Genomic DNA, 17,081 nt, shown 5'->3' with positions numbered 1-17,081 from the left:
ATGCTGAACTACTGCGCACCGGGAAGAAATTTTGCCCGAAGGGCGTGGCGCGGTGATCGAGCATCTCATTCAGGGAGGCAGTGCCAGGAAGGTGTCGATGAGGAGTTGTGAGACCACGGGCGGAACGTCGAGAGTGCCGTGATCAGGGGACCGAGGCTCTCCCTGTCTTCCGGCAGGTGTGACTGACGTGACAGTCGCAGGCAGGGGCGATCAGCAAAGGCGTCCTCCAGTCTGGCCGCCCACTGGAACTGCTGCTCACGCCAGCTCTTGATCCAGTCGGCCTGTGCTTCCCCGGAGGAGGGCGAGCTTGCGCCCGACACCTCTGACGGGGCATCCGGCAGGCATTGATTGATGATCAGGCCGCCGACGCAGAGCCCATGGCTCTCCAATGCCTCGCGCGTACGGAGCGTCTCCAGACAGGGCAGCTTCTCTGGCGTACTGACCAGGATGACGCGCGCCCGGCTGGCATCCGTCAGGCACCGACGCAGCGCTTTGTAGCGGGTACGACGTTGCTCCAGCGCTTCGCTGATCGGGTCTTCGGGGGCAGAGGATCCGGTCTCGCTGGCGGTGGCTGTCTGCTGGCTGTCCAGCCACAGGCTGCGCTCCGCGACGGCTCGCCGGCGCTGGCCCAGCATGCCTTCCAGCCAGCCGCCCAGCACCTCCGGCAAGCTCAGCAGTCGGATGGTATGCCCGCTGGGAGCCGTATCGAACAGGATGTGTCGATACGATGAGCTGTCCGGTGCCAGTGGGGCCGGCGGGGTAAGGATGATCTCGACCAGCGCATCGAAGAGCGCCGCTTCACTGGTGCCCGGCGCATGGCGTGCGAGTGCCAGCTGGCGCATCACCGTGGCGCTGCGCTCCCCGCTGACCAGTGGCGCGATGCGTTGGCGTACCTCCTCGATATAGCGCTCGCACTCCTGTTCGGGGTCCAGCTCCATCACATCCAGGCAGGCCGCGATGGCGCGCGGTCTGCCTCCCAGATCTCCGAACAGATCGCCCAGATTGTGCGCCGGGTCCGTCGACACCAGCAGTGTCGGCTCGCCTTTCTCTGCCAGCGCCAATGCCTGCGCCGCCGCGCAGCTGGTCTTGCCGACACCGCCCTTGCCACCGAAGAACCAGATCTCGGGGCGGGGGGCGGCGCCTTCCTCTTGCGTATCACGCACCCTGCCGGGGTCGGAGCGGCCTTCGGCTGCATGCGTGCGTCGGGTCCCATCCTGTCGGCGACGCCGCCTGAGCCAGTTCAGCAGCATTTGATCCCTTCCAGCGGTGAATGCTCAAGCCCCTGGCGCAGGTGCCAGTCGTGCATGCGCTCCAGCATCAGCGGCAGCATCTCCAGTGAGACGGCGGGTGCCGGATTGGGGATGCCCATCAGCTCGGCGAAGCTCATCATCATGAAGATGTCTTCCTCCTCGCGGGCGAGCTGCGCCAGGTCACGCTGCTGATTGACGCGCAGCATGGCCTCCCAGCCATCCCGCAGCCCTGCGGCACCTGTCAGCAGGCGCTTCATCATTCCGGGTTGTCGTGGCGAGCGCGCTACGCGGGAGTCGTCATCAGCTCTCATGGGCGCTCACCTGGGCGGGGGCTTTCAGGCTGCGGCTGGCCTCCAGCAGAATCCACAGCGCGAATACCATGATCAGGCTGCCGAAGGTGAACAGCAGCCATTGCGGGTCGTTGCTGCCCATGCCGGACCAGTCCAGGACTACCTGCTGCACCATCGCCCACAGGGTCATGATCATCAGGAAGACCATCGGAGCCAGGGTGTAGATCACCGGGCGTCCCTGACGCTTGAGCCAGACCGAGATCAGCATCAGCGAGATCCCTGCCAGCAGCTGGTTGCTGGTCCCGAACAGCGGCCACAGTAGATAGCCGCCGGAACCGAAGCCCTTGGGCCCCTGCGGCAGGATGACCAGTGCGGCGCTGGAGATGACCGCGATGCTGGTCGCGACGTGCTTGTGGCTGAGTGCCGGCATGCCGTACTCGCTGCCCAGCTCCGCGATGATGTAGCGCATCAGACGTACCGCGGAATCCAGTGTGGTGGCCGCGAAACTCACCACGATGACCGCCACCAGGGTACTGCCGATGCTGGCCGGCAGGCCAAGGTGCGAGATCAGCTGTCCTGCACCCTCCACGAAGCTGGAGAGCCCGTTGGCACCGGCGGCGGCGAAGCTTGAATAGGTGGCGGTGAAATCGGCCTGGGTCCCGAAGAGGGTCGCTACCGCGATGATGGAAATCAGCGCCAGCATGCCTTCGCCCAGTGCGCCGGTGTAGCCGATCATGCGTGCATCCGGCTCATGGGCAAGCTGCTTGGAGGTGGTCCCCGAGGCGACCAGTCCATGGAAGCCCGAGATCGCGCCGCAGGCGATGGTGATGAACAGCAGCGGATAGAAGGACATCTCGGCTTCGGTGTTGTAGGCCGGCGCCGTGAGATGTGGGCCGCCCACGGCGAGCCCCAGATACAGCAGCACCAGCCCGACCACCAGCTGATGGGAGTTGATGGTGTCGCGCGGTTGCAGCAGCTTCCACACCGGCAGCACCGAGGCGATGTAGACATAGGCCATCAGCACGACGATCCACACCAGGAAGGCACTGGAGATCGGTGAGAGGCCGAACAGCAAGGTACCATCCTCGCCGCCTGCCATGGCGGTGAAGGTGCCGGCCAGATCAATCTGCAAGAATTCGTACTGGCCGGCCAGCAGGGCAGCGGCATACATCACCAGCAGCGCCAGTATCGAGGGCAACAGCATCTTGCCGCCACGCCGATAGACACGATGGCCGATCCAGACCGCCAGCGGAATCTGGATGAGTACCGACAGCACGCTGGCCGGGAAGTTGATGAACAGGTTGGCGATCACCCAGGCGAACACCGCGTTCAGCATCAGCACCAGAATCAGGATGATGAACAGGAACAACAGCTTGGCGCGCTTGCCGATCAGCTTGTCCGCCAGCGTGCCGATGGACTGGCCGCGATGACGCGCCGAGAGCGTCAAGGTACCGAAGTCATGGACTCCTGCGGCAAACAGGCTGCCCAGCACGACCCACAGCACCGCCGGCAGCCAGCCCCAGTAGACGGCGATCGCCGGCCCGACGATGGGCGCTGCACCGGCGACCGAGGTGAAGTGGTGGCCCCAGAGTATCCAGCGATTGGTCGGCAGGTAGTCGGTGTCATCGCGCAGCGCATGGGCGGGAGTCACGTAATCGGGGTCGAGACGGAAGATGCGTTCCGCCAGAAAGCGCGAGTAGAAGCGATAACCGATGGCAAAGGCGAGACAGCCGAACAGGGCGAGCCAGATGGCGTTCATGGGGCGTTCCAGTAGGCGTGTGAGTGGGGCGACGGCAATGCATGGCGTGTCATCGGCGTGACGCTAACATCTATGTTTGCGCATATAACTTCGCCATTGGTCGCCCCGGGCTGACCCGACGTGGTCCCTGTCTGCAAGCGCAGGCAAGCAGGTGGAATGCACGCGGTGCGTGGAGACATCGCGGAAGTCGCCCGGGGCCCTGCCGGCGCTTGTCTGGTGGAACCGCGTAGCCGCTGTTGCACTTCCTCGCCTTGCGACCAAGGAGTATCAGTGGGTTGATCCACGCGACCTTGTGTTCCGCCCAGCTCTTCTATACTCCAAGCAAGTCGGAGCACAGGGAGTCGCTCATTGCCGTCATCCGGATGAGGCTCTCGATAACAATGACAAGGAGGCGCCGATGTCGTGGATCGCGGAATGCCTTTCCCGTGTCACCGCACTCCGGTGGCGGCGCTCGTGGCGCCCGTTGACGGCGGTGTCACTGATGGGGCTCGTTCCCGCGGCATGGGGAGTCGAATACAACATGCCGGTCGGCGTCACGGCCGTCAGTCGCGAGATCCACTCCCTGCACATGATCATCTTCTGGATCTGTGTGGTCATCGGGATCGTGGTGTTCGGTGTGATGGGGTACGCGATGGTCAAGCATCGCAAGTCGCGTGGTGCGGTCGCGGCCAGCTTCCACGAGAACACCCGCATCGAGATTCTATGGACCGCCATCCCGTTGCTGATCCTGGTGGTGATGGCAGTCCCCGCCACCGCCACCCTCAAGGACATGTACGACGCCTCCGAATCGGCGCTTGACGTGAAGATCACCGGGCACCAATGGCGCTGGCAATATGAGTATCTGGGCGAGGATGTCGCCTTCACCTCAAGTCTCGCGACCCCGCGCGAGCAGATCAACAACACCGCCGCCAAGGGCGAGCATTACCTGCTGGAAGTCGACAATCCGCTGGTGCTGCCCATCAATCGCAAGGTGCGCTTCCTGACGACGTCCTCCGATGTCATCCACTCCTGGTGGGTGCCGGACTTCGGCGTCAAGAAGGACGCCATCCCCGGCTTCATCAACGAGGCCTGGACCCGCATCGAGACACCCGGCACCTATCGCGGCCAATGCACCGAGCTGTGCGGCAAGGACCACGGTTTCATGCCGGTGGTGGTCGAGGCGCTGCCGGAGGCCGAATTCGACGAGTGGCTGATCGCACGCAAGGCCGAGGCCGAAGCGTCACGCAATGATGCCGGACGCGACTGGAGTCTCGAGGAGTTGATGGAGAAGGGCGAGAAGACCTACGCCACCATCTGCTCCGCCTGCCACCAGCCGGATGGACAGGGCATGCCCCCGGCATTCCCCTCATTGGTGGGAAGTGCCATCGTCATGCAGGACATGCAGGCGCACATCGATATCGTGGTGAACGGCAAGGCAGGCACGCCCATGGCGGCCTTCGCCGATGTGCTCAGTCCGGTCGAGCTTGCGGCTGTCATCACCTATGAGCGCAATGCCTGGGGCAACGATACCGGCGAGCTGGTACAGCCAGCCGTCATCAAGGAACAGCTGTCTCAATAGCGTGCAAGCGACGCATTCAGGAGGCGTGTCATGGCCAGTGAACAGCCACGCAAGGCGGTACTTCAGGCCAGCGAGAGCGAGGGGACCGCCGGCGGCTATTCCGCAGGCGGCTCCCGTGCGGGAGGAGGCCATGGCACCGCGCCGCGCGGCATGCTGCGCTGGCTATTGACCACCAACCACAAGGATATCGGCACGCTCTATCTGATCTTCTCGCTGAGCATGCTGTTCATCGGCGGCATCATGGCACTGGTGATCCGTACCGAGCTCTTTCAGCCCGGCCTGCAGATGGTGCAGCCGGAGTTCTTCAACCAGATGACCACCATGCATGGGCTGATCATGGTGTTCGGTGCCATCATGCCGGCCTTCACGGGACTGGCCAACTGGATGATTCCGCTGCAGATCGGCGCCCCTGACATGGCGCTTCCGCGTCTCAACAACTTCAGCTTCTGGCTGTTGCCGGTCGCCTTCCTGCTGTTGCTTTCCACCCTGTTGATGGAGGGCGGGGGTCCCAACTTCGGCTGGACCTTCTACGCACCGCTTTCCACCACCTATGCGCCGCCCTCGACCAGCTTCTTCATCTTCTCGCTGCACATCGCCGGCATCAGCTCGATTCTCGGCGCCATCAACATCATCGCCACCATCCTCAATCTGCGTGCGCCGGGCATGCGCCTGATGGACATGCCGCTGTTCGTCTGGACCTGGCTGATCACCGCTTTCCTGCTGATCGCGGTGATGCCGGTGCTGGCGGGTGCCATCACCATGATGCTGTTCGACATCAATTTCGGCACCAGTTACTTCAATGCCGCAGGCGGGGGAGACCCGGTGCTGTTCCAGCATCTGTTCTGGTTCTTCGGCCATCCCGAGGTCTACATCATGATCCTGCCGGCCTTCGGGATCGTGTCAGCCATCGTGCCGACCTTCTCGCGCAAGCGATTGTTCGGCTACGCCTCGATGGTCTACGCCACCGGTTCCATCGCCATCATGTCCTTCCTGGTCTGGGCGCATCACATGTTCGCCGTCGGCCTGCCATTGGTGGCGGAACTGTTCTTCATGTACACGACGATGCTGATCGCGGTGCCGACCGGCGTGAAGGTCTTCAACTGGATCGCCACCATGTTCCGCGGCTCCTTGAGCTTCGAGCCCCCGATGCTGTTTGCCATCGCCTTCATCGTCCAGTTCACCATCGGCGGCTTCTCGGGGTTGATGCTGGCCATCGCGCCAGCGGATTTCCAGTATCACGACACCTATTTCGTGGTGGCCCATTTCCATTACGTGCTGGTGCCCGGCGCGTTGTTCGCGATTCTCGCCGGGGCCTATTACTGGCTACCCAAGTGGACTGGCTTCTATCCCCACGAGGGGCTCTCGAAATGGCATTTCTGGATGTCGGTCATCGGCGTCAATCTCACCTTCTTCCCGATGCACTTCTCGGGGCTGGCCGGCATGCCACGGCGCATTCCGGATTACGCGCTGCAATTCGCCGACTTCAACATGCTGTCCAGTATCGGGGCCTTCCTGTTCGGTATCTCGCAGCTGCTGTTCCTGGTCGTGATCATCAAGTGCGCGCGCGGCGGTGTCAGGGCGCCAGCCAAGGCCTGGGAAGGGGCGGTGGATCTTGAGTGGAGTGTGCCAAGCCCGGCACCGCTGCATACCTTCGAGATACCGCCGCAGACCCGCGATGGTCAGATCATCCGCTGAGCGATAGCCAGCGGCCAGGAGAGTGACATGCCCTCACGCGATCACGCAGCACAGCAACAGGCGGTGGCACGCACCGTGCGGCGCACGCTGATGGCGCTGGTCGCGATGCTGGGCTTCGCCTTCGCGCTGGTGCCGCTCTATGACGTCTTCTGCAATCTCACCGGCCTCAATGGCAAGGCCGCCAGTCAGGCCAGGGCCGCGGTGGCCATGGAGATCGACGAGAGTCGCTGGGTCTCGGTGCGCTTCATCACCCAGCAGGGGCAAGGTCTGCCGTGGACACTCGAGGCGCTGGATGAACAGTTCCGCATTCATCCCGGTGGCCAGTACCGCGCGCGCTTCGTGTTCACCAATCACGCCGATCATCCGGTGCGTGGCCGCGCGGTCCCCAGTGTCAGTCCTGCCGAGGGCTCGCTGCATCTGCGCAAGATCATGTGTTTCTGCTTTCAGGAACAGACGCTGGCGGCGGGAGAGCGGCGCGAGTTGCCGCTGGTCTTCCAGGTGGACCCGGATCTCCCCGAGGGCATTCGCGACCTGACGCTGGCCTATACCCTTTACCCGGTCACGATGCCGTCGATGCCGGCGGGCGACCTGGCAGAGAACTCTGCAGGAGGTGAACGATGAGCGGTGGCAGCTATTACGTTCCGGCACACAGTGCCTGGCCCATCCTCGGTGTGCTGGCCGTGGGTGGGATGATGATCGGCACGGGAATCTGGATGGTGCATGGCAGCGCCGCCTGGTTGTCAGGCATCGGCATGCTGGCCGTGGTGCTGGTGATGGCAGGATGGTTTCGCGATGTCGTTCGCGAGTCGATGGGCGGCCTTTACGACGATCAGATGGACCGCTCGTTTCGTTGGGGCATGGCGTGGTTCATCTTCTCCGAACTGATGTTCTTCGCAGCCTTCTTCGGCGCGTTGTTCTACGTACGAACTTTCGCGTTGCCATGGCTGGATGGCGAGGGTGCCAAGGGCGTGACGGCGCTGTTGTGGCCTGATTTCACGGCCAGCTGGCCCTTGATGAATCCGCCGGATGCCAGCATTGCCGGACCGAAGGAAGTGCTGTCCCCCTGGCAGTTGCCGCTGGCCAATACGCTGCTGCTGGTCAGTTCCAGTGTCACCCTGACGGTGGCCCATGAGGCGCTGAAGATGGGATATCGCCGCACGGCGCGTAACTGGCTGGCGGGTACCGTGACGCTTGGGGTGTGCTTCCTGCTGTTGCAGGGGCTCGAATATTACGAGGCCTGGCATCACCTGGGGCTGACGCTTCAAGCCGGTGTCTATGGCGGTACCTTCTTTCTGCTGACCGGCTTTCATGGCCTGCATGTCACCATCGGCACCGTGATCCTGATCGTGATGCTGGTTCGGGTGATTCGCGGTCATTTTTCCCGCGAGCGCCATTTCGCCTTCGAGGCGGCTGCCTGGTATTGGCACTTCGTCGATGCGGTGTGGATCGGCCTGTTTCTGTTCGTCTACGTGTTCTGAGGCAGGCCGAAGAGCGTCGAGCGCGAGTCAGTTCAGCATTCCGGTGGAGAAGCCCATGACCAGCAGAATCACCAGACAGACCGCCAGGCCCACTCGCCACTTGAGAGACGTCAGCAGGCGTCGACTGCGGCTGCCGTCGTGCAACAGAAAGCCGGCTCCGGCGATGAGACTTGCCAGCATGCCGACGAAGACCAGCGCGATCAGCGATTTGAGCAGCATGTCACCTCCCGGGGCGCAGACGTTGTCAGGCGAGGGCAAGGCTCTCGCTCGCCCCGTATCTGACAGTCGAGCCCATCCGACGGACAAGCGCAAGTCGGCGGTGACAGCGCTGGCGTCACCGGAGGCGCCGCAGGAGCGATGTGTCGGGCGAGGCTGGTGGCTGTTCTGGGGATGCCTGATCGTGCTGGGCCTGTGTCTGTGCAGCTGGCAGGTGATGCGAGGCCAGGCGCGAGCCCAGCATCTGGAAGATACGGCCAGTGCGCCGGAACTGGTGATGCCGACGGCACCGCCAGCGAGTGCCAGCCTGATCGAGCTGCGGGGCGAATGGCTCGCGGAGCACAGCCTGTTGCTGGATAACCGGACGTTGGACAAGCGCCATGGCGTGGCGGTGCTCACGCCTTTCAGGTCCCGGGATGGCCGCTGGTGGCTGGTGGAGCGGGGCTTCGTGGCATCGCCAGCGCCACGTGCGGACCCGAAGTTCACCACCCCTGAAGGCTCTCTGGTGATCAGGGGTCGCTGGCAGTGGTTGAACGGCCAGGGGACCAGCGGTGGGCCACTGTTCGGCCCCAACCGGGAGGGGCAGCGGTTGCAGCAGGTGGATCTGAGTGCCTGGAAGGTGCTTGGCGCTCCGGCGTTTGCCGGCATCGTGCATCAGACCGGTGGTGCGGGAAGGTTCTTGCCCTGGTGGCAGCCGAGCAACATGACGCCTGAGCGCCATTACGCCTACGCCCTGCAGTGGCTGGGGCTCAGTCTCGGTGCGGCGGTGGTGATGATCGTGGGCGCGCGCCGCCAACGACAGGCCGCGTTGCGTCAGCGCCAGGTCTAGCGAGTCAAGGGACGTCTTGCTCTGGAGGAGGTGGTATGACACACGTGATGCGACAGCGTCTGAAACTCGTGGCATTGCTGGGGTTGCTGTCTGCCCCGTTGCCATTGGCGTGGGCCATGCTGAGTGTGCAGGTGGGGATACCCGAAGGGCGGGTGGCGAACGGCGCCTTGCTGCCGGACGTGATGCCGCTGCAGGACTGGTCACTGGAGTATCTCGTGAGTGCATCAGCCCCGCGACAGCCCGAGGATGACAGTGGCATGCCGCCCAGAGCCGCTCGGGGCGCGGATGAGCAGCGTTTCTGGCTCAGCTGGCCGGAGCCGAGTCGGTCGGAGCTGGCCACGGCGCAGGCCGAACGTTGGTGGCGTCTGCACCGCGCCCTTGGCAAGGAGGCGCCGCGGCTGGGGCGTCTGGTGGTGGCCGAGCAGTCCTTTCAGCATCCCCAAGTACCGGGGGAGCAGCGTGCGCTGGGCCATTGGCCCTCGGCGAATGGCCCAGCGGCCTCGCCACAGCCGTTGCGCTTGATCGACCCACAGGGGCGAGTCGTGGTGGCATACGGCCCCGAGATCACACCGCAGGCCGTCATGAAGGATGTGCGCCGATTGCTCAAGCGCAATCCGGCTGCGCCGCGCTGAGCTGAGCGTGTGATGCGTCGATCACTCGCTCGCCCCTAGCTCTCTCCAGCAGGGAGATACGCCATGTCTCGCCTTGTCTCGCACCCGCGCTACCCTCTGCGTCCCCGTGTCAGCGCGCGCGCTCGTCAGCGCGGTGCCGCGCTGATACCCCCGCCACCGTTCCTGCGTCCCTCAGCCTCTGCCACTTCGCTGACAGGGCATCCTTTGCCTGGGAGTGTGCCGGGAATCACACCGCTGACCGCTGCTGATGACTCGATGACCCGGCAGGCAGTCAGTCAGACAGACCTCCTGCGTGTGTGGCGGATGGCTCGGCAGCTGGTCGCCGGCATGCTGGGACTGGTCATTCTCGTGATCGGCCTCGGGGCCTGGACGCGCCTGGTGGATGCCGGCCTGGGATGCCCCGATTGGCCTGGCTGTTATGGCGCCCTAGTGGTGCCGGATGCGCACACGGCAAGCTTGCATAGTCCTCACCACCCGCTGGAGGGCTACAAGGCATGGGCAGAGATGATTCACCGCTATGCGGCGAGCCTGCTCGGCCTGGCGTCACTGGCATTGCTCGTGCTGGGCTGGCGTGTCCGGCGGCGTGAGCGCCGTCTGCGGCTCGCCCGGTCGGCGGCAGGCATGCGTCATCGGGCGCTGGACGTGGCTACCTGTTTCCCGCTGGCAGGGTGCTGGCTGTTGCTGGCGGCATTGCTGATACAAGGTGCCTTCGGCGCCTTTACCGTCACGCTGAAGCTCTGGCCACAGGTGGTGACGTTGCATCTGTTGGGCGGCCTGGGCGTGGCGAGTCTGCTGCTGTTGCTGTGGTTGTCACTGACGCGACGACTGGCGGCGCGTGACGCGAGAGCAACGCTGCCCAAGGCGGCGGACGATCACGGGCATCGTGTCTTGCGTCAGCCGTGGCTGGCCACGCTGGCAGCGGCACTGTTGCTTGGACAGCTGGCATTGGGAGGCTGGACCTCGAGCAATTATGCCGGACTCGCCTGCGAGGGTTTCCCCACCTGCAATGGCTCGCTATGGCCGGCGATGGATTGGGGAGAGGGCTTCCATCTGTCTCAGGATGTCGGCCCGAGCTATCTGCACGGACAGCTGCATGGGGAGGCGCGTACCGCCATCCATCTGGCGCATCGAGGTGGAGCGGTGTTGCTGGGCGCAGTGCTGCTGATGCTCTACTGGCGCCAGCGGCGTCATGTGCAATCCGGGCATCCCGAGGCCGTCCTTCCATCGCGACCTTCCTCTTCACTGGCACGCCCGCTGGCGAGGCTGGCGGGCGATAGGCGCTTCATGTCCACGGGGACGCTCAATCCCTGGGGCTGGGCACTGGCAGCCTGGGGGCTGCAGGCCGCGCTGGGGATCGCCAATGTGCTGTGGTGGCTGCCACTGGACCTGGCGCTGGCGCACACCCTGGGGGCCGTCATGCTGACATTGGCGATGGTGTGGGCGATGGATCGGATGAGCCAGGCTCACCGGGTTAAGCGGACGGGAATGTGTCAGACGCTGGCCTGAACGGCATGCTGATGACTGTGCCGCTGACGCAACGACGCCGCTCATGAGAGCGGCGTCGTTTTGTTTGCCAAGGCGCACCTCGGGCGGTCTCGAGACTTGCGAGAGTCTCAGGCGGCGCGACCGAAGCGTTTCTGCAGATAGGCATTGATGGTGTCGGATTCGTACATCCATTCCTCGCGGCCATCGTCATGGGTGATCAGCAGGCACGGCACCTTGACGCGACCGCCACCCTGTTCGAGGGCCTGGCGGTGAGTGGCGTTGTGCTGGGTGTCGCGCTGCTCGATGTTCAGGTTCAGCTGATGCATGCGTTTGCGCACCTTGATGCAGAACGGGCAGGTCGAGAATTGATACAGCGCCAGCCTGGCGGTCTCGGCATCGACTTCAGCCTGCTGGGCAGGACTGCGCTCCAGTGCATTGCCACGGGTCAGCTTTTCGCTGATCAGCATGAAGGGGGCCAGTACCAGTCGCAGAGTGCGGAAGAACAGGCGGATGATGGGGCGCATGGAAATACCTCGTGTACAGGCGGATGGTGATATGAGGTGAGTGCTTGTGCGTCGGGCCAAGCCCTGGTGACGGGCTTGACGACGCTTGCACTGCGCTTGCGATCAGTGCTCTCGATCAGGGCTCTTGATCAGCACCCTCGGTCAGCGCTCGCAAAAGCGGTGGGTTGCAGAGTGTGCGGCCATTCTAGTGTTCGTCGGCGGCTGCGTCTGCCCCATGGGCGTTGCGAATGTGGGTCATCAGCGATTGACGCAGCCAGCGATGGCCCGGGTCCTGCTCGTGGCTGGCATGCCAGATGAGGCGATAACTCAGGGCCGGCAGTTTCAGCGGCAGTTCGCGAATGACCAGTCCGTGTTGCTGGCGGCTGGCCTGGGCGAAGCTTCTGGGTGCGCAGAAGATGAGCTCACTGTGCGCGACGATGCTCAAGGCATCCCGGAAGTCCGGCACCAGTACCTTGATGCGACGCGGAGCACCATGCCGTTCGAGCCGCTCATCCAGCGACCAGCGAGAGCGGCCCTCGCAGGTGGCCTGGACATGATCGAGCGTGGCGAACTCCTCGAGAGTCAGCGGCACCGAACGCTCGAGCAGTGGATGGCCGTCGCGCAGCAACATCACGTGATCATCGCGCCACAGGGTGTGCGAGTGGAAGCCTCTCGGTAGCGCCGGGGGCTCGCTCGGCGTGTCGGTCGGATGGTCGTGTGCCCCGAGGCCGATATCCAGCAGGCCTCTTTCCATCAGATTGAGACAGTCGGCCTGCCAGCGACTGATCTCGAGACTGCCGAGCGGGAGGGCCTGGGTGAGGGCGCGGGTACAGGAGGGCATCAGCGTCGCCCAGGCGCTCTCCAGCACGGCCAGCTGGAAGCGTCGGCGACTGGTGGCGGGCGTGAAGGACGGCGGTGCGCTGAGATGCTCGAGACGCGAGAGCAGCTCGGCAAGCTCACCCCTGAGCCCGAGCGCACGTGGCGTGGGTCGCAGGCCATGACGCTCTCGAATGAAGAGGGGGTCATCGAACATCGCTCTCAGGCGAGCCAGGCTCTTGCTGACGGCCGACTGGGAAAGGTGCAGACGGCCCGCGGCCCGCGTGACGCTGCATTCTTCCAGAAGCACCTGCAACACCTGCAGGAGATTGAGGTCCAGGCGCGGATTGAGGGGGCCGGGTGACCGGAGGCCAGCATTGGAGGAAGCATGGCGGGAAGTCGAGGTCATGAATTTCGCCAGTGGAATATCAGGGCTGAAATAATATCATTTTGCAGCATAAGTCACAGGCGCTAGTCTCTGCAGCTTCCGACTCGCTCGCCATTCGCCGCTGAGCTACCTTCCGACTCCATGAGAGACTCCATGTCCGCGTCTTCCTCCGCTACCGCACGGCCCCTGCCGAGTGCCCGACAACTGTTGCTGCTATTGGTCGGCTGCGTGATGTTCTCGCCGCTGGCGATCGATATCTATCTCCCATCGCTGCCGGCGATGGCGCGCGAGTTTGCGCAGCCCACCGACGTGATGCAGATGACGGTGACCCTGTTTCTCGGTGCGGTGGGGGTCGGCCAGATTCTGGTCGGGCCGCTGACGGACCTCTATGGCCGTCGTCCCGCCTTGCTGGGCGGTGCGCTGGTCTATCTGGCAGGTGCCGTGGTCGCGACGCTGGCCCAGGACATCGGCATGTTGTATGTCGGGCGCATCCTGCAGGGGCTGGGTGCCTGTGCCACCGTCACGGTGGCCTTCGCGGCGGTGCGTGACTGCTATACGCCGGAGCAGGGTGCCAGGATGTACAGCTACCTCAACGGCGCGTTGTGCATCATTCCGGCGTTGGCGCCGGTTCTGGGCGGCCTGCTGGCGGTGCAGTTCGGGTGGCGTTCCAACTTCCTGTTCATGGGGTTCTTCGCGCTATGCGTCGGGTCAGCCGCCTGGCGGCTGTTCGCCGAGACGCGCCCCGCCAACACGGTGGTGGAGCGTCCGCTCTACAATTGGGCGCGGTATCGTCCGGTGCTGACCAGCTGGCGCTTCCTGTATCAGGCGCTGGTGGCCATGTCGGCGATGAGTGCGATCCTGCTGTATGTCTCCTCCTCTTCCGAGTTGCTGGTGGAAACGCTGGGCCATTCCGAGCTTGCCTTCAGCGCGATGTTTGGGGGCAACGCCGTGATCAATATCCTGACGTTCTTCTTCGCACCGCGCGTGATCACCCGGCTGGGACGCCAGCCGACGGTTCGGCTGGGGCTGGTGATCATCCTGGTCTCCGGGCTGATGCAGGGGGCCGCCATGGCCTGGCTGCCGTTGTCGGCGGCAGCCTTCATGGTGCCGGTGGGAGTGCTGTCAGTCGGTTTCTCGCTGGCCCTGGGCGCCGCTTCCAGTCTGGCGCTGGAAGCCTTCGGTGAGCGTGCCGGTACGGCGGCGGCGCTGTTGGGCAGCATTCAGCTGGGGGGCTCGGCCATCGTGGCCACCGCGCTGCTCAGTACCCCGCTGGCGCCGCAGCAGGGATTGCTCCTGATCAGCGTGGTGATGATTCTTCCCTTGCTGTTGCTGGGCGCGCGCCGTCAGCCGGGGCTTGGCGTCGATGAGACACCTCAGGGCAGCTAACCGATGTGGGCTCGCGTGGGTGGTTCATTCCTGAGGCCTGACGGGAGTATGCTTGTCGCTCGATCCGCATGTCGCCAAGGAGACACCACATGGAATCAGCGGCGCGTGTGCGCGTGATACTCAACGGTGAGAAGGCACAGCAGCCTGAGCTGCGTGATGCCTTGTTCGCCCAGCGTGAGCGCACCCAGGGGTTGGAGATACGTCTGACCTTCGAAGCACAGGATGTCGCGAGGTTGGTGGATGAAGCGATCGCGGAAGGCGTCACACGCCTGATTGCCGGGGGCGGGGATGGCACGCTCAACCTGCTGGCCAATGCGCTGATGACGCATCCACGGGCTCAACGTCCGGAACTGGCCATTCTTCCGCTGGGGACGGCCAATGACCTGGCGACCTCGCTCGGGATACCGCCCGGTATCTCCGAGGCCCTGGCACTGGCCTGTGAAGGGCAATCACGAGCGGTGGATCTGGTGCAGCTCGATGATGCCTACTTCCTCAATGTCGCCTCGGCCGGTTTCGGGGCGGAGGTGACCCGCTCGACCCCGGCCGGACTCAAGAAGCTGTTCGGGGGTGGGGCCTATTCGCTGATGGGCGTGCTCAAGGCGTGGGATTTCCGTCCCTATCGAGGACGTCTCACCCTCGATGGGGTCGAGGAAGAGCTTGCGCTGTTCGTGCTGGCCATCGGCAATGGTCGGCAGGCCGGTGGCGGGCAGGAGCTGGCGCCACGGGCCTTGCTCGATGATGCCGGTTTCGATGTGCTGGTGATTCGTGATTTCCCCATCGCGCGCATCGGTGAGGTGGTGGAAGAGTTGGAATCCCTGCCTGAGAACGGTCATTTCGTGCGTTATGTGCGTACCGATACGCTGCGCTATCGGGGGGAGCCGCTGCCGGTCAATCTGGACGGCGAGAGTCATCTGATCGAGGACAGCGAGTTCAGTATCGCGCCACAGGCTCTGCAACTGGTGGTGCCGGCGGATACCGAGCTGTTGCAGGCGAAGCGCTAGCGCTCCTCTCATCATCGATGCCAGTCTGGTACACGAGCGCAGTCTGAGGTTTACTCGGGCTGCGCTCGTGGCATTTTCAGCACGAGATTTCTTCAGTCTCTTGGCCGCAATGGACGAGAGAAACGCTTGGGAGAACGATGGCATGACAGGTGTGGCAGCGTGGCATCTCTGGGTCATTCTCGGGTTGATTCTGGCGGGGCTTGAGTTGTTGGGGGCGCAATTCGTGCTGCTGGCGTTGGGGGTCAGTGCGCTGAGTGGCGCTCTGGCATCCGTTCTCGGGGCGGGGCTCAACGTCCAGCTGATCAGCGTGGCGATCACGGCGCTGGTGGTCGTGCCGTTATTCGTCCGCAAGATCCATCCCTATCTGTTGCCCAAGACGCCCTACGGTACCCTGGGCAGTGGCGCGGAGACCGGCCAGCTGGCCAAGGTGATCATCGGCAACGGCGGCAAACTTGCCGTGCGCGTGTCAGGCAATGAGTATCCGCTACGCTGGGAGGGGGAGACGAAGCCGGCAGCGGGGGACACGGTCAGGATCCTCAGCGTCGAAGGCATCACGCTCTGCGTGGAGCGCGTCGAGTAATCTGTCTCAAGGTCCGTCTCGCCGTCCTGGCGGTCGGACAAGTGGTGATATCACCATTCATTCGGGCGGCAGGAAGCTGCCCAGTTCAAGGGAGTTGAGCAACATGATCATCAGTCCGGGTCTCATCATCATTCTCTTCATCGTGGCGCTTGTCGTCATTCTGCTGGCCAAGGGATTGATGATCGTCCAGCAGTCCGAAGCCGTCGTGATAGAACGGCTCGGCAGCTACAGCCGTACTCTGGAATCCGGTATCAATCTGGTCGTGCCTTTCATCGACAAGCCGCGCTCGATTACCATTCGCCGCTATCGCCAGATCAAGGGCGACAACCTGCCGCTGGTGGTCGAGGAGACGCGCATCGACCGTCGTGAGACGGTGATGGACTTTCCGGGACAAAGCGTGGTGACGACGGACAACGTGACGGTGACCGTCAATGGCGCCCTCTATTTCCAGATCGTCGACCCCAAGCGTGCGGTCTATGAAGTGGAGAACTTCACTCAGGCCATCGAGGTGCTCGCCAAGACCAGCCTGCGTTCCGAGATCGGACGAATGGAGCTCGACAAGCTGTTCGAGAGTCGCAAGGAAGTGAATGATGCCTTGCAGGTCACCATGGATGAGGTCGGTGACAAGTGGGGCGTCAAGGTCACCCGAGTCGAGATCCAGGACATCAGCATGCCCGATGAAGTCGAGGATGCGATGCGTCTGCAGATGGCGGCCGAGCGCCGGCGTCGTGCCACCGTCACCGAGGCCAATGGTCAGCGCGAGGCGGCCATCGCCACGGCGGAAGGTGAGAAGCAGTCCGCGGTGTTGCGCGCCGAGGGCGACAAGCAGGCCTCCATCCTGCGTGCCGAAGGTGAGCGCCAGGCCATCTACCAGCTGCGTGATGCCATCGGGGCGGAAGATCCGCAGCTGGTGGTGGGCTACATGCTGGGACAGAAATACCTGCAGATGCTGCCGGACATGGCCCGTGACGGTGATCGAGTCTTCATCCCCTATGAAGCCTCGGCGCTGCTCGGTGCGATGGGCAGCTTCCGCGAGCTTGCCAATGAAGTCGGTGAGCCCACCAATGCGGGCAATGAAGGGCTGAGACGAGCCCGTCAGATGATGACAGGGGAAGCGGGACTCGGGTGATGCTCGCCGTTCATGTCAGGTTCGCTCACAGGGGCGTGCCTGCAGGGTGGCCTCCCCATGTCGTCATCGCCGATGTTTCATGACTG

Annotated in this window: 17 protein-coding genes; 11 read left to right on the top strand and 6 right to left on the bottom strand. The window is 63.8% G+C overall.

What is annotated here, in order from left to right; genetic code table 11:
• Positions 1-65: 65 nt before the first annotated feature.
• The 3 genes from QD228_RS00730 to QD228_RS00720 are packed head-to-tail and all read right to left on the bottom strand — an operon-like array spanning position 66 to position 3,299.
• Positions 66-1,250 (bottom strand): TRC40/GET3/ArsA family transport-energizing ATPase, encoded by a 1,185-nt coding sequence (locus QD228_RS00730; RefSeq protein WP_279874106.1) that lies wholly within the window; start codon positions 1,248-1,250, stop codon positions 66-68.
• Positions 1,241-1,510 (bottom strand): cory-CC-star protein, encoded by a 270-nt coding sequence (locus QD228_RS00725; protein WP_279874104.1) that lies wholly within the window; start codon positions 1,508-1,510, stop codon positions 1,241-1,243. Before QD228_RS00725 ends, QD228_RS00730 begins: the two co-directional genes overlap by 10 nt.
• Before the next feature lie 40 nt (positions 1,511-1,550).
• Positions 1,551-3,299 (bottom strand): carbon starvation protein A, encoded by a 1,749-nt coding sequence (locus tag QD228_RS00720; protein ID WP_077372250.1) that lies wholly within the window; start codon positions 3,297-3,299, stop codon positions 1,551-1,553.
• A gap of 481 nt (positions 3,300-3,780) precedes the next feature.
• Here QD228_RS00720 and coxB point away from each other — a divergent pair, with 481 nt between their 5' ends.
• Genes coxB through QD228_RS00700 form a run of 4 tightly spaced genes read left to right on the top strand, consistent with a single transcriptional unit; the run spans position 3,781 to position 8,030 of the window.
• Positions 3,781-4,857: a cytochrome c oxidase subunit II gene (gene coxB / locus QD228_RS00715; protein ID WP_279874310.1), complete on the top strand. Its 1,077-nt coding sequence runs from the start codon at positions 3,781-3,783 to the stop codon at positions 4,855-4,857.
• Between the two features lie 30 nt (positions 4,858-4,887).
• Complete coding sequence (gene ctaD, locus QD228_RS00710; RefSeq protein WP_077372253.1) at positions 4,888-6,552, top strand: cytochrome c oxidase subunit I; 1,665 nt, start codon at positions 4,888-4,890, stop codon at positions 6,550-6,552.
• A 27-nt stretch (positions 6,553-6,579) separates the two neighbouring features.
• Positions 6,580-7,173 carry a cytochrome c oxidase assembly protein gene (locus QD228_RS00705; RefSeq protein ID WP_279874101.1) on the top strand — a complete coding sequence of 198 codons (594 nt, stop codon included), beginning with the start codon at positions 6,580-6,582 and terminating at the stop codon, positions 7,171-7,173.
• Complete coding sequence (locus QD228_RS00700; RefSeq protein WP_077372259.1) at positions 7,170-8,030, top strand: cytochrome c oxidase subunit 3; 861 nt, start codon at positions 7,170-7,172, stop codon at positions 8,028-8,030. The genes QD228_RS00705 and QD228_RS00700 overlap by 4 nt, the downstream gene beginning before the upstream one ends.
• Before the next feature lie 27 nt (positions 8,031-8,057).
• Here the strand turns inward: QD228_RS00700 and QD228_RS00695 are convergent, their stop codons facing one another.
• Positions 8,058-8,249 carry a DUF2909 domain-containing protein gene (locus QD228_RS00695; RefSeq protein WP_077372262.1) on the bottom strand — a complete coding sequence of 64 codons (192 nt, stop codon included), beginning with the start codon at positions 8,247-8,249 and terminating at the stop codon, positions 8,058-8,060.
• On the opposite strand from QD228_RS00695, the gene QD228_RS00690 reads away from it, so the two are divergent.
• The 3 genes from QD228_RS00690 to QD228_RS00680 all read left to right on the top strand — a co-directional run bounded on the left by QD228_RS00690 (position 8,248) and on the right by QD228_RS00680 (position 11,213).
• The gene (locus QD228_RS00690) at positions 8,248-9,075 is read left to right on the top strand and encodes an SURF1 family protein (protein ID WP_279874098.1); all 828 of its coding nucleotides are present in this window, start codon (positions 8,248-8,250) and stop codon (positions 9,073-9,075) included. The two genes, QD228_RS00695 and QD228_RS00690, sit on opposite strands and share 2 nt — an antisense overlap.
• A 35-nt stretch (positions 9,076-9,110) precedes the next feature.
• Positions 9,111-9,707 (top strand): hypothetical protein, encoded by a 597-nt coding sequence (locus QD228_RS00685; protein ID WP_077372268.1) that lies wholly within the window; start codon positions 9,111-9,113, stop codon positions 9,705-9,707.
• A 303-nt stretch (positions 9,708-10,010) separates the two neighbouring features.
• Positions 10,011-11,213 (top strand): COX15/CtaA family protein, encoded by a 1,203-nt coding sequence (locus tag QD228_RS00680; protein WP_279874096.1) that lies wholly within the window; start codon positions 10,011-10,013, stop codon positions 11,211-11,213.
• A 107-nt stretch (positions 11,214-11,320) separates the two neighbouring features.
• Here QD228_RS00680 and QD228_RS00675 read toward each other — a convergent pair whose 3' ends face one another.
• The gene (locus QD228_RS00675) at positions 11,321-11,716 is read right to left on the bottom strand and encodes a glutathione S-transferase N-terminal domain-containing protein (protein WP_279874094.1); all 396 of its coding nucleotides are present in this window, start codon (positions 11,714-11,716) and stop codon (positions 11,321-11,323) included.
• Positions 11,717-11,900: 184 nt separating this feature from the next.
• Positions 11,901-12,920 (bottom strand): LysR family transcriptional regulator, encoded by a 1,020-nt coding sequence (locus tag QD228_RS00670; protein WP_279874092.1) that lies wholly within the window; start codon positions 12,918-12,920, stop codon positions 11,901-11,903.
• 132 nt (positions 12,921-13,052) lie between these two features.
• Here QD228_RS00670 and QD228_RS00665 point away from each other — a divergent pair, with 132 nt between their 5' ends.
• From QD228_RS00665 to QD228_RS00650, 4 genes are all read left to right on the top strand, one after another.
• Positions 13,053-14,285, top strand: coding sequence for a multidrug effflux MFS transporter (locus QD228_RS00665; RefSeq protein WP_279874090.1), 1,233 nt, complete (start codon positions 13,053-13,055; stop codon positions 14,283-14,285).
• Positions 14,286-14,374: 89 nt separating this feature from the next.
• The gene (yegS, locus tag QD228_RS00660; protein WP_077372280.1) at positions 14,375-15,286 is read left to right on the top strand and encodes a lipid kinase YegS; all 912 of its coding nucleotides are present in this window, start codon (positions 14,375-14,377) and stop codon (positions 15,284-15,286) included.
• Between the two features lie 142 nt (positions 15,287-15,428).
• The gene (locus QD228_RS00655; protein ID WP_141392150.1) at positions 15,429-15,866 is read left to right on the top strand and encodes an NfeD family protein; all 438 of its coding nucleotides are present in this window, start codon (positions 15,429-15,431) and stop codon (positions 15,864-15,866) included.
• A 103-nt stretch (positions 15,867-15,969) separates the two neighbouring features.
• Entirely contained in the window at positions 15,970-16,995 is a 1,026-nt protein-coding gene (locus QD228_RS00650; protein ID WP_077372286.1) for an SPFH domain-containing protein, read from the top strand.
• Positions 16,996-17,081 lie beyond the last annotated feature (86 nt).

This window comes from Cobetia sp. 3AK, assembly GCF_029846335.1.
GTDB lineage: Bacteria > Pseudomonadota > Gammaproteobacteria > Pseudomonadales > Halomonadaceae > Cobetia > Cobetia marina.
The sequence above is the reverse complement of the archived record's forward strand: the minus strand, read 5'-3'. Positions and strand labels throughout refer to the sequence as shown.

What these genes read in the sequence shown, in the direction of transcription:
- QD228_RS00730 (WP_279874106.1), bottom strand. Translation starts at nt 1,250, where the DNA reads ATGCTGCTGAACTGGCTCAGGCGGCGTCGCCGACAGGATGGGACCCGA.
- QD228_RS00725 (WP_279874104.1), bottom strand. Translation starts at nt 1,510, where the DNA reads ATGATGAAGCGCCTGCTGACAGGTGCCGCAGGGCTGCGGGATGGCTGG.
- QD228_RS00720 (WP_077372250.1), bottom strand. Translation starts at nt 3,299, where the DNA reads ATGAACGCCATCTGGCTCGCCCTGTTCGGCTGTCTCGCCTTTGCCATC.
- coxB (WP_279874310.1), top strand. Translation starts at nt 3,781, where the DNA reads ATGGGGCTCGTTCCCGCGGCATGGGGAGTCGAATACAACATGCCGGTC.
- ctaD (WP_077372253.1), top strand. Translation starts at nt 4,888, where the DNA reads ATGGCCAGTGAACAGCCACGCAAGGCGGTACTTCAGGCCAGCGAGAGC.
- QD228_RS00705 (WP_279874101.1), top strand. Translation starts at nt 6,580, where the DNA reads ATGCCCTCACGCGATCACGCAGCACAGCAACAGGCGGTGGCACGCACC.
- QD228_RS00700 (WP_077372259.1), top strand. Translation starts at nt 7,170, where the DNA reads ATGAGCGGTGGCAGCTATTACGTTCCGGCACACAGTGCCTGGCCCATC.
- QD228_RS00690 (WP_279874098.1), top strand. Translation starts at nt 8,248, where the DNA reads ATGTCACCTCCCGGGGCGCAGACGTTGTCAGGCGAGGGCAAGGCTCTC.
- QD228_RS00695 (WP_077372262.1), bottom strand. Translation starts at nt 8,249, where the DNA reads ATGCTGCTCAAATCGCTGATCGCGCTGGTCTTCGTCGGCATGCTGGCA.
- QD228_RS00685 (WP_077372268.1), top strand. Translation starts at nt 9,111, where the DNA reads ATGACACACGTGATGCGACAGCGTCTGAAACTCGTGGCATTGCTGGGG.
- QD228_RS00680 (WP_279874096.1), top strand. Translation starts at nt 10,011, where the DNA reads ATGGCTCGGCAGCTGGTCGCCGGCATGCTGGGACTGGTCATTCTCGTG.
- QD228_RS00675 (WP_279874094.1), bottom strand. Translation starts at nt 11,716, where the DNA reads ATGCGCCCCATCATCCGCCTGTTCTTCCGCACTCTGCGACTGGTACTG.
- QD228_RS00670 (WP_279874092.1), bottom strand. Translation starts at nt 12,920, where the DNA reads ATGACCTCGACTTCCCGCCATGCTTCCTCCAATGCTGGCCTCCGGTCA.
- QD228_RS00665 (WP_279874090.1), top strand. Translation starts at nt 13,053, where the DNA reads ATGTCCGCGTCTTCCTCCGCTACCGCACGGCCCCTGCCGAGTGCCCGA.
- yegS (WP_077372280.1), top strand. Translation starts at nt 14,375, where the DNA reads ATGGAATCAGCGGCGCGTGTGCGCGTGATACTCAACGGTGAGAAGGCA.
- QD228_RS00655 (WP_141392150.1), top strand. Translation starts at nt 15,429, where the DNA reads ATGACAGGTGTGGCAGCGTGGCATCTCTGGGTCATTCTCGGGTTGATT.
- QD228_RS00650 (WP_077372286.1), top strand. Translation starts at nt 15,970, where the DNA reads ATGATCATCAGTCCGGGTCTCATCATCATTCTCTTCATCGTGGCGCTT.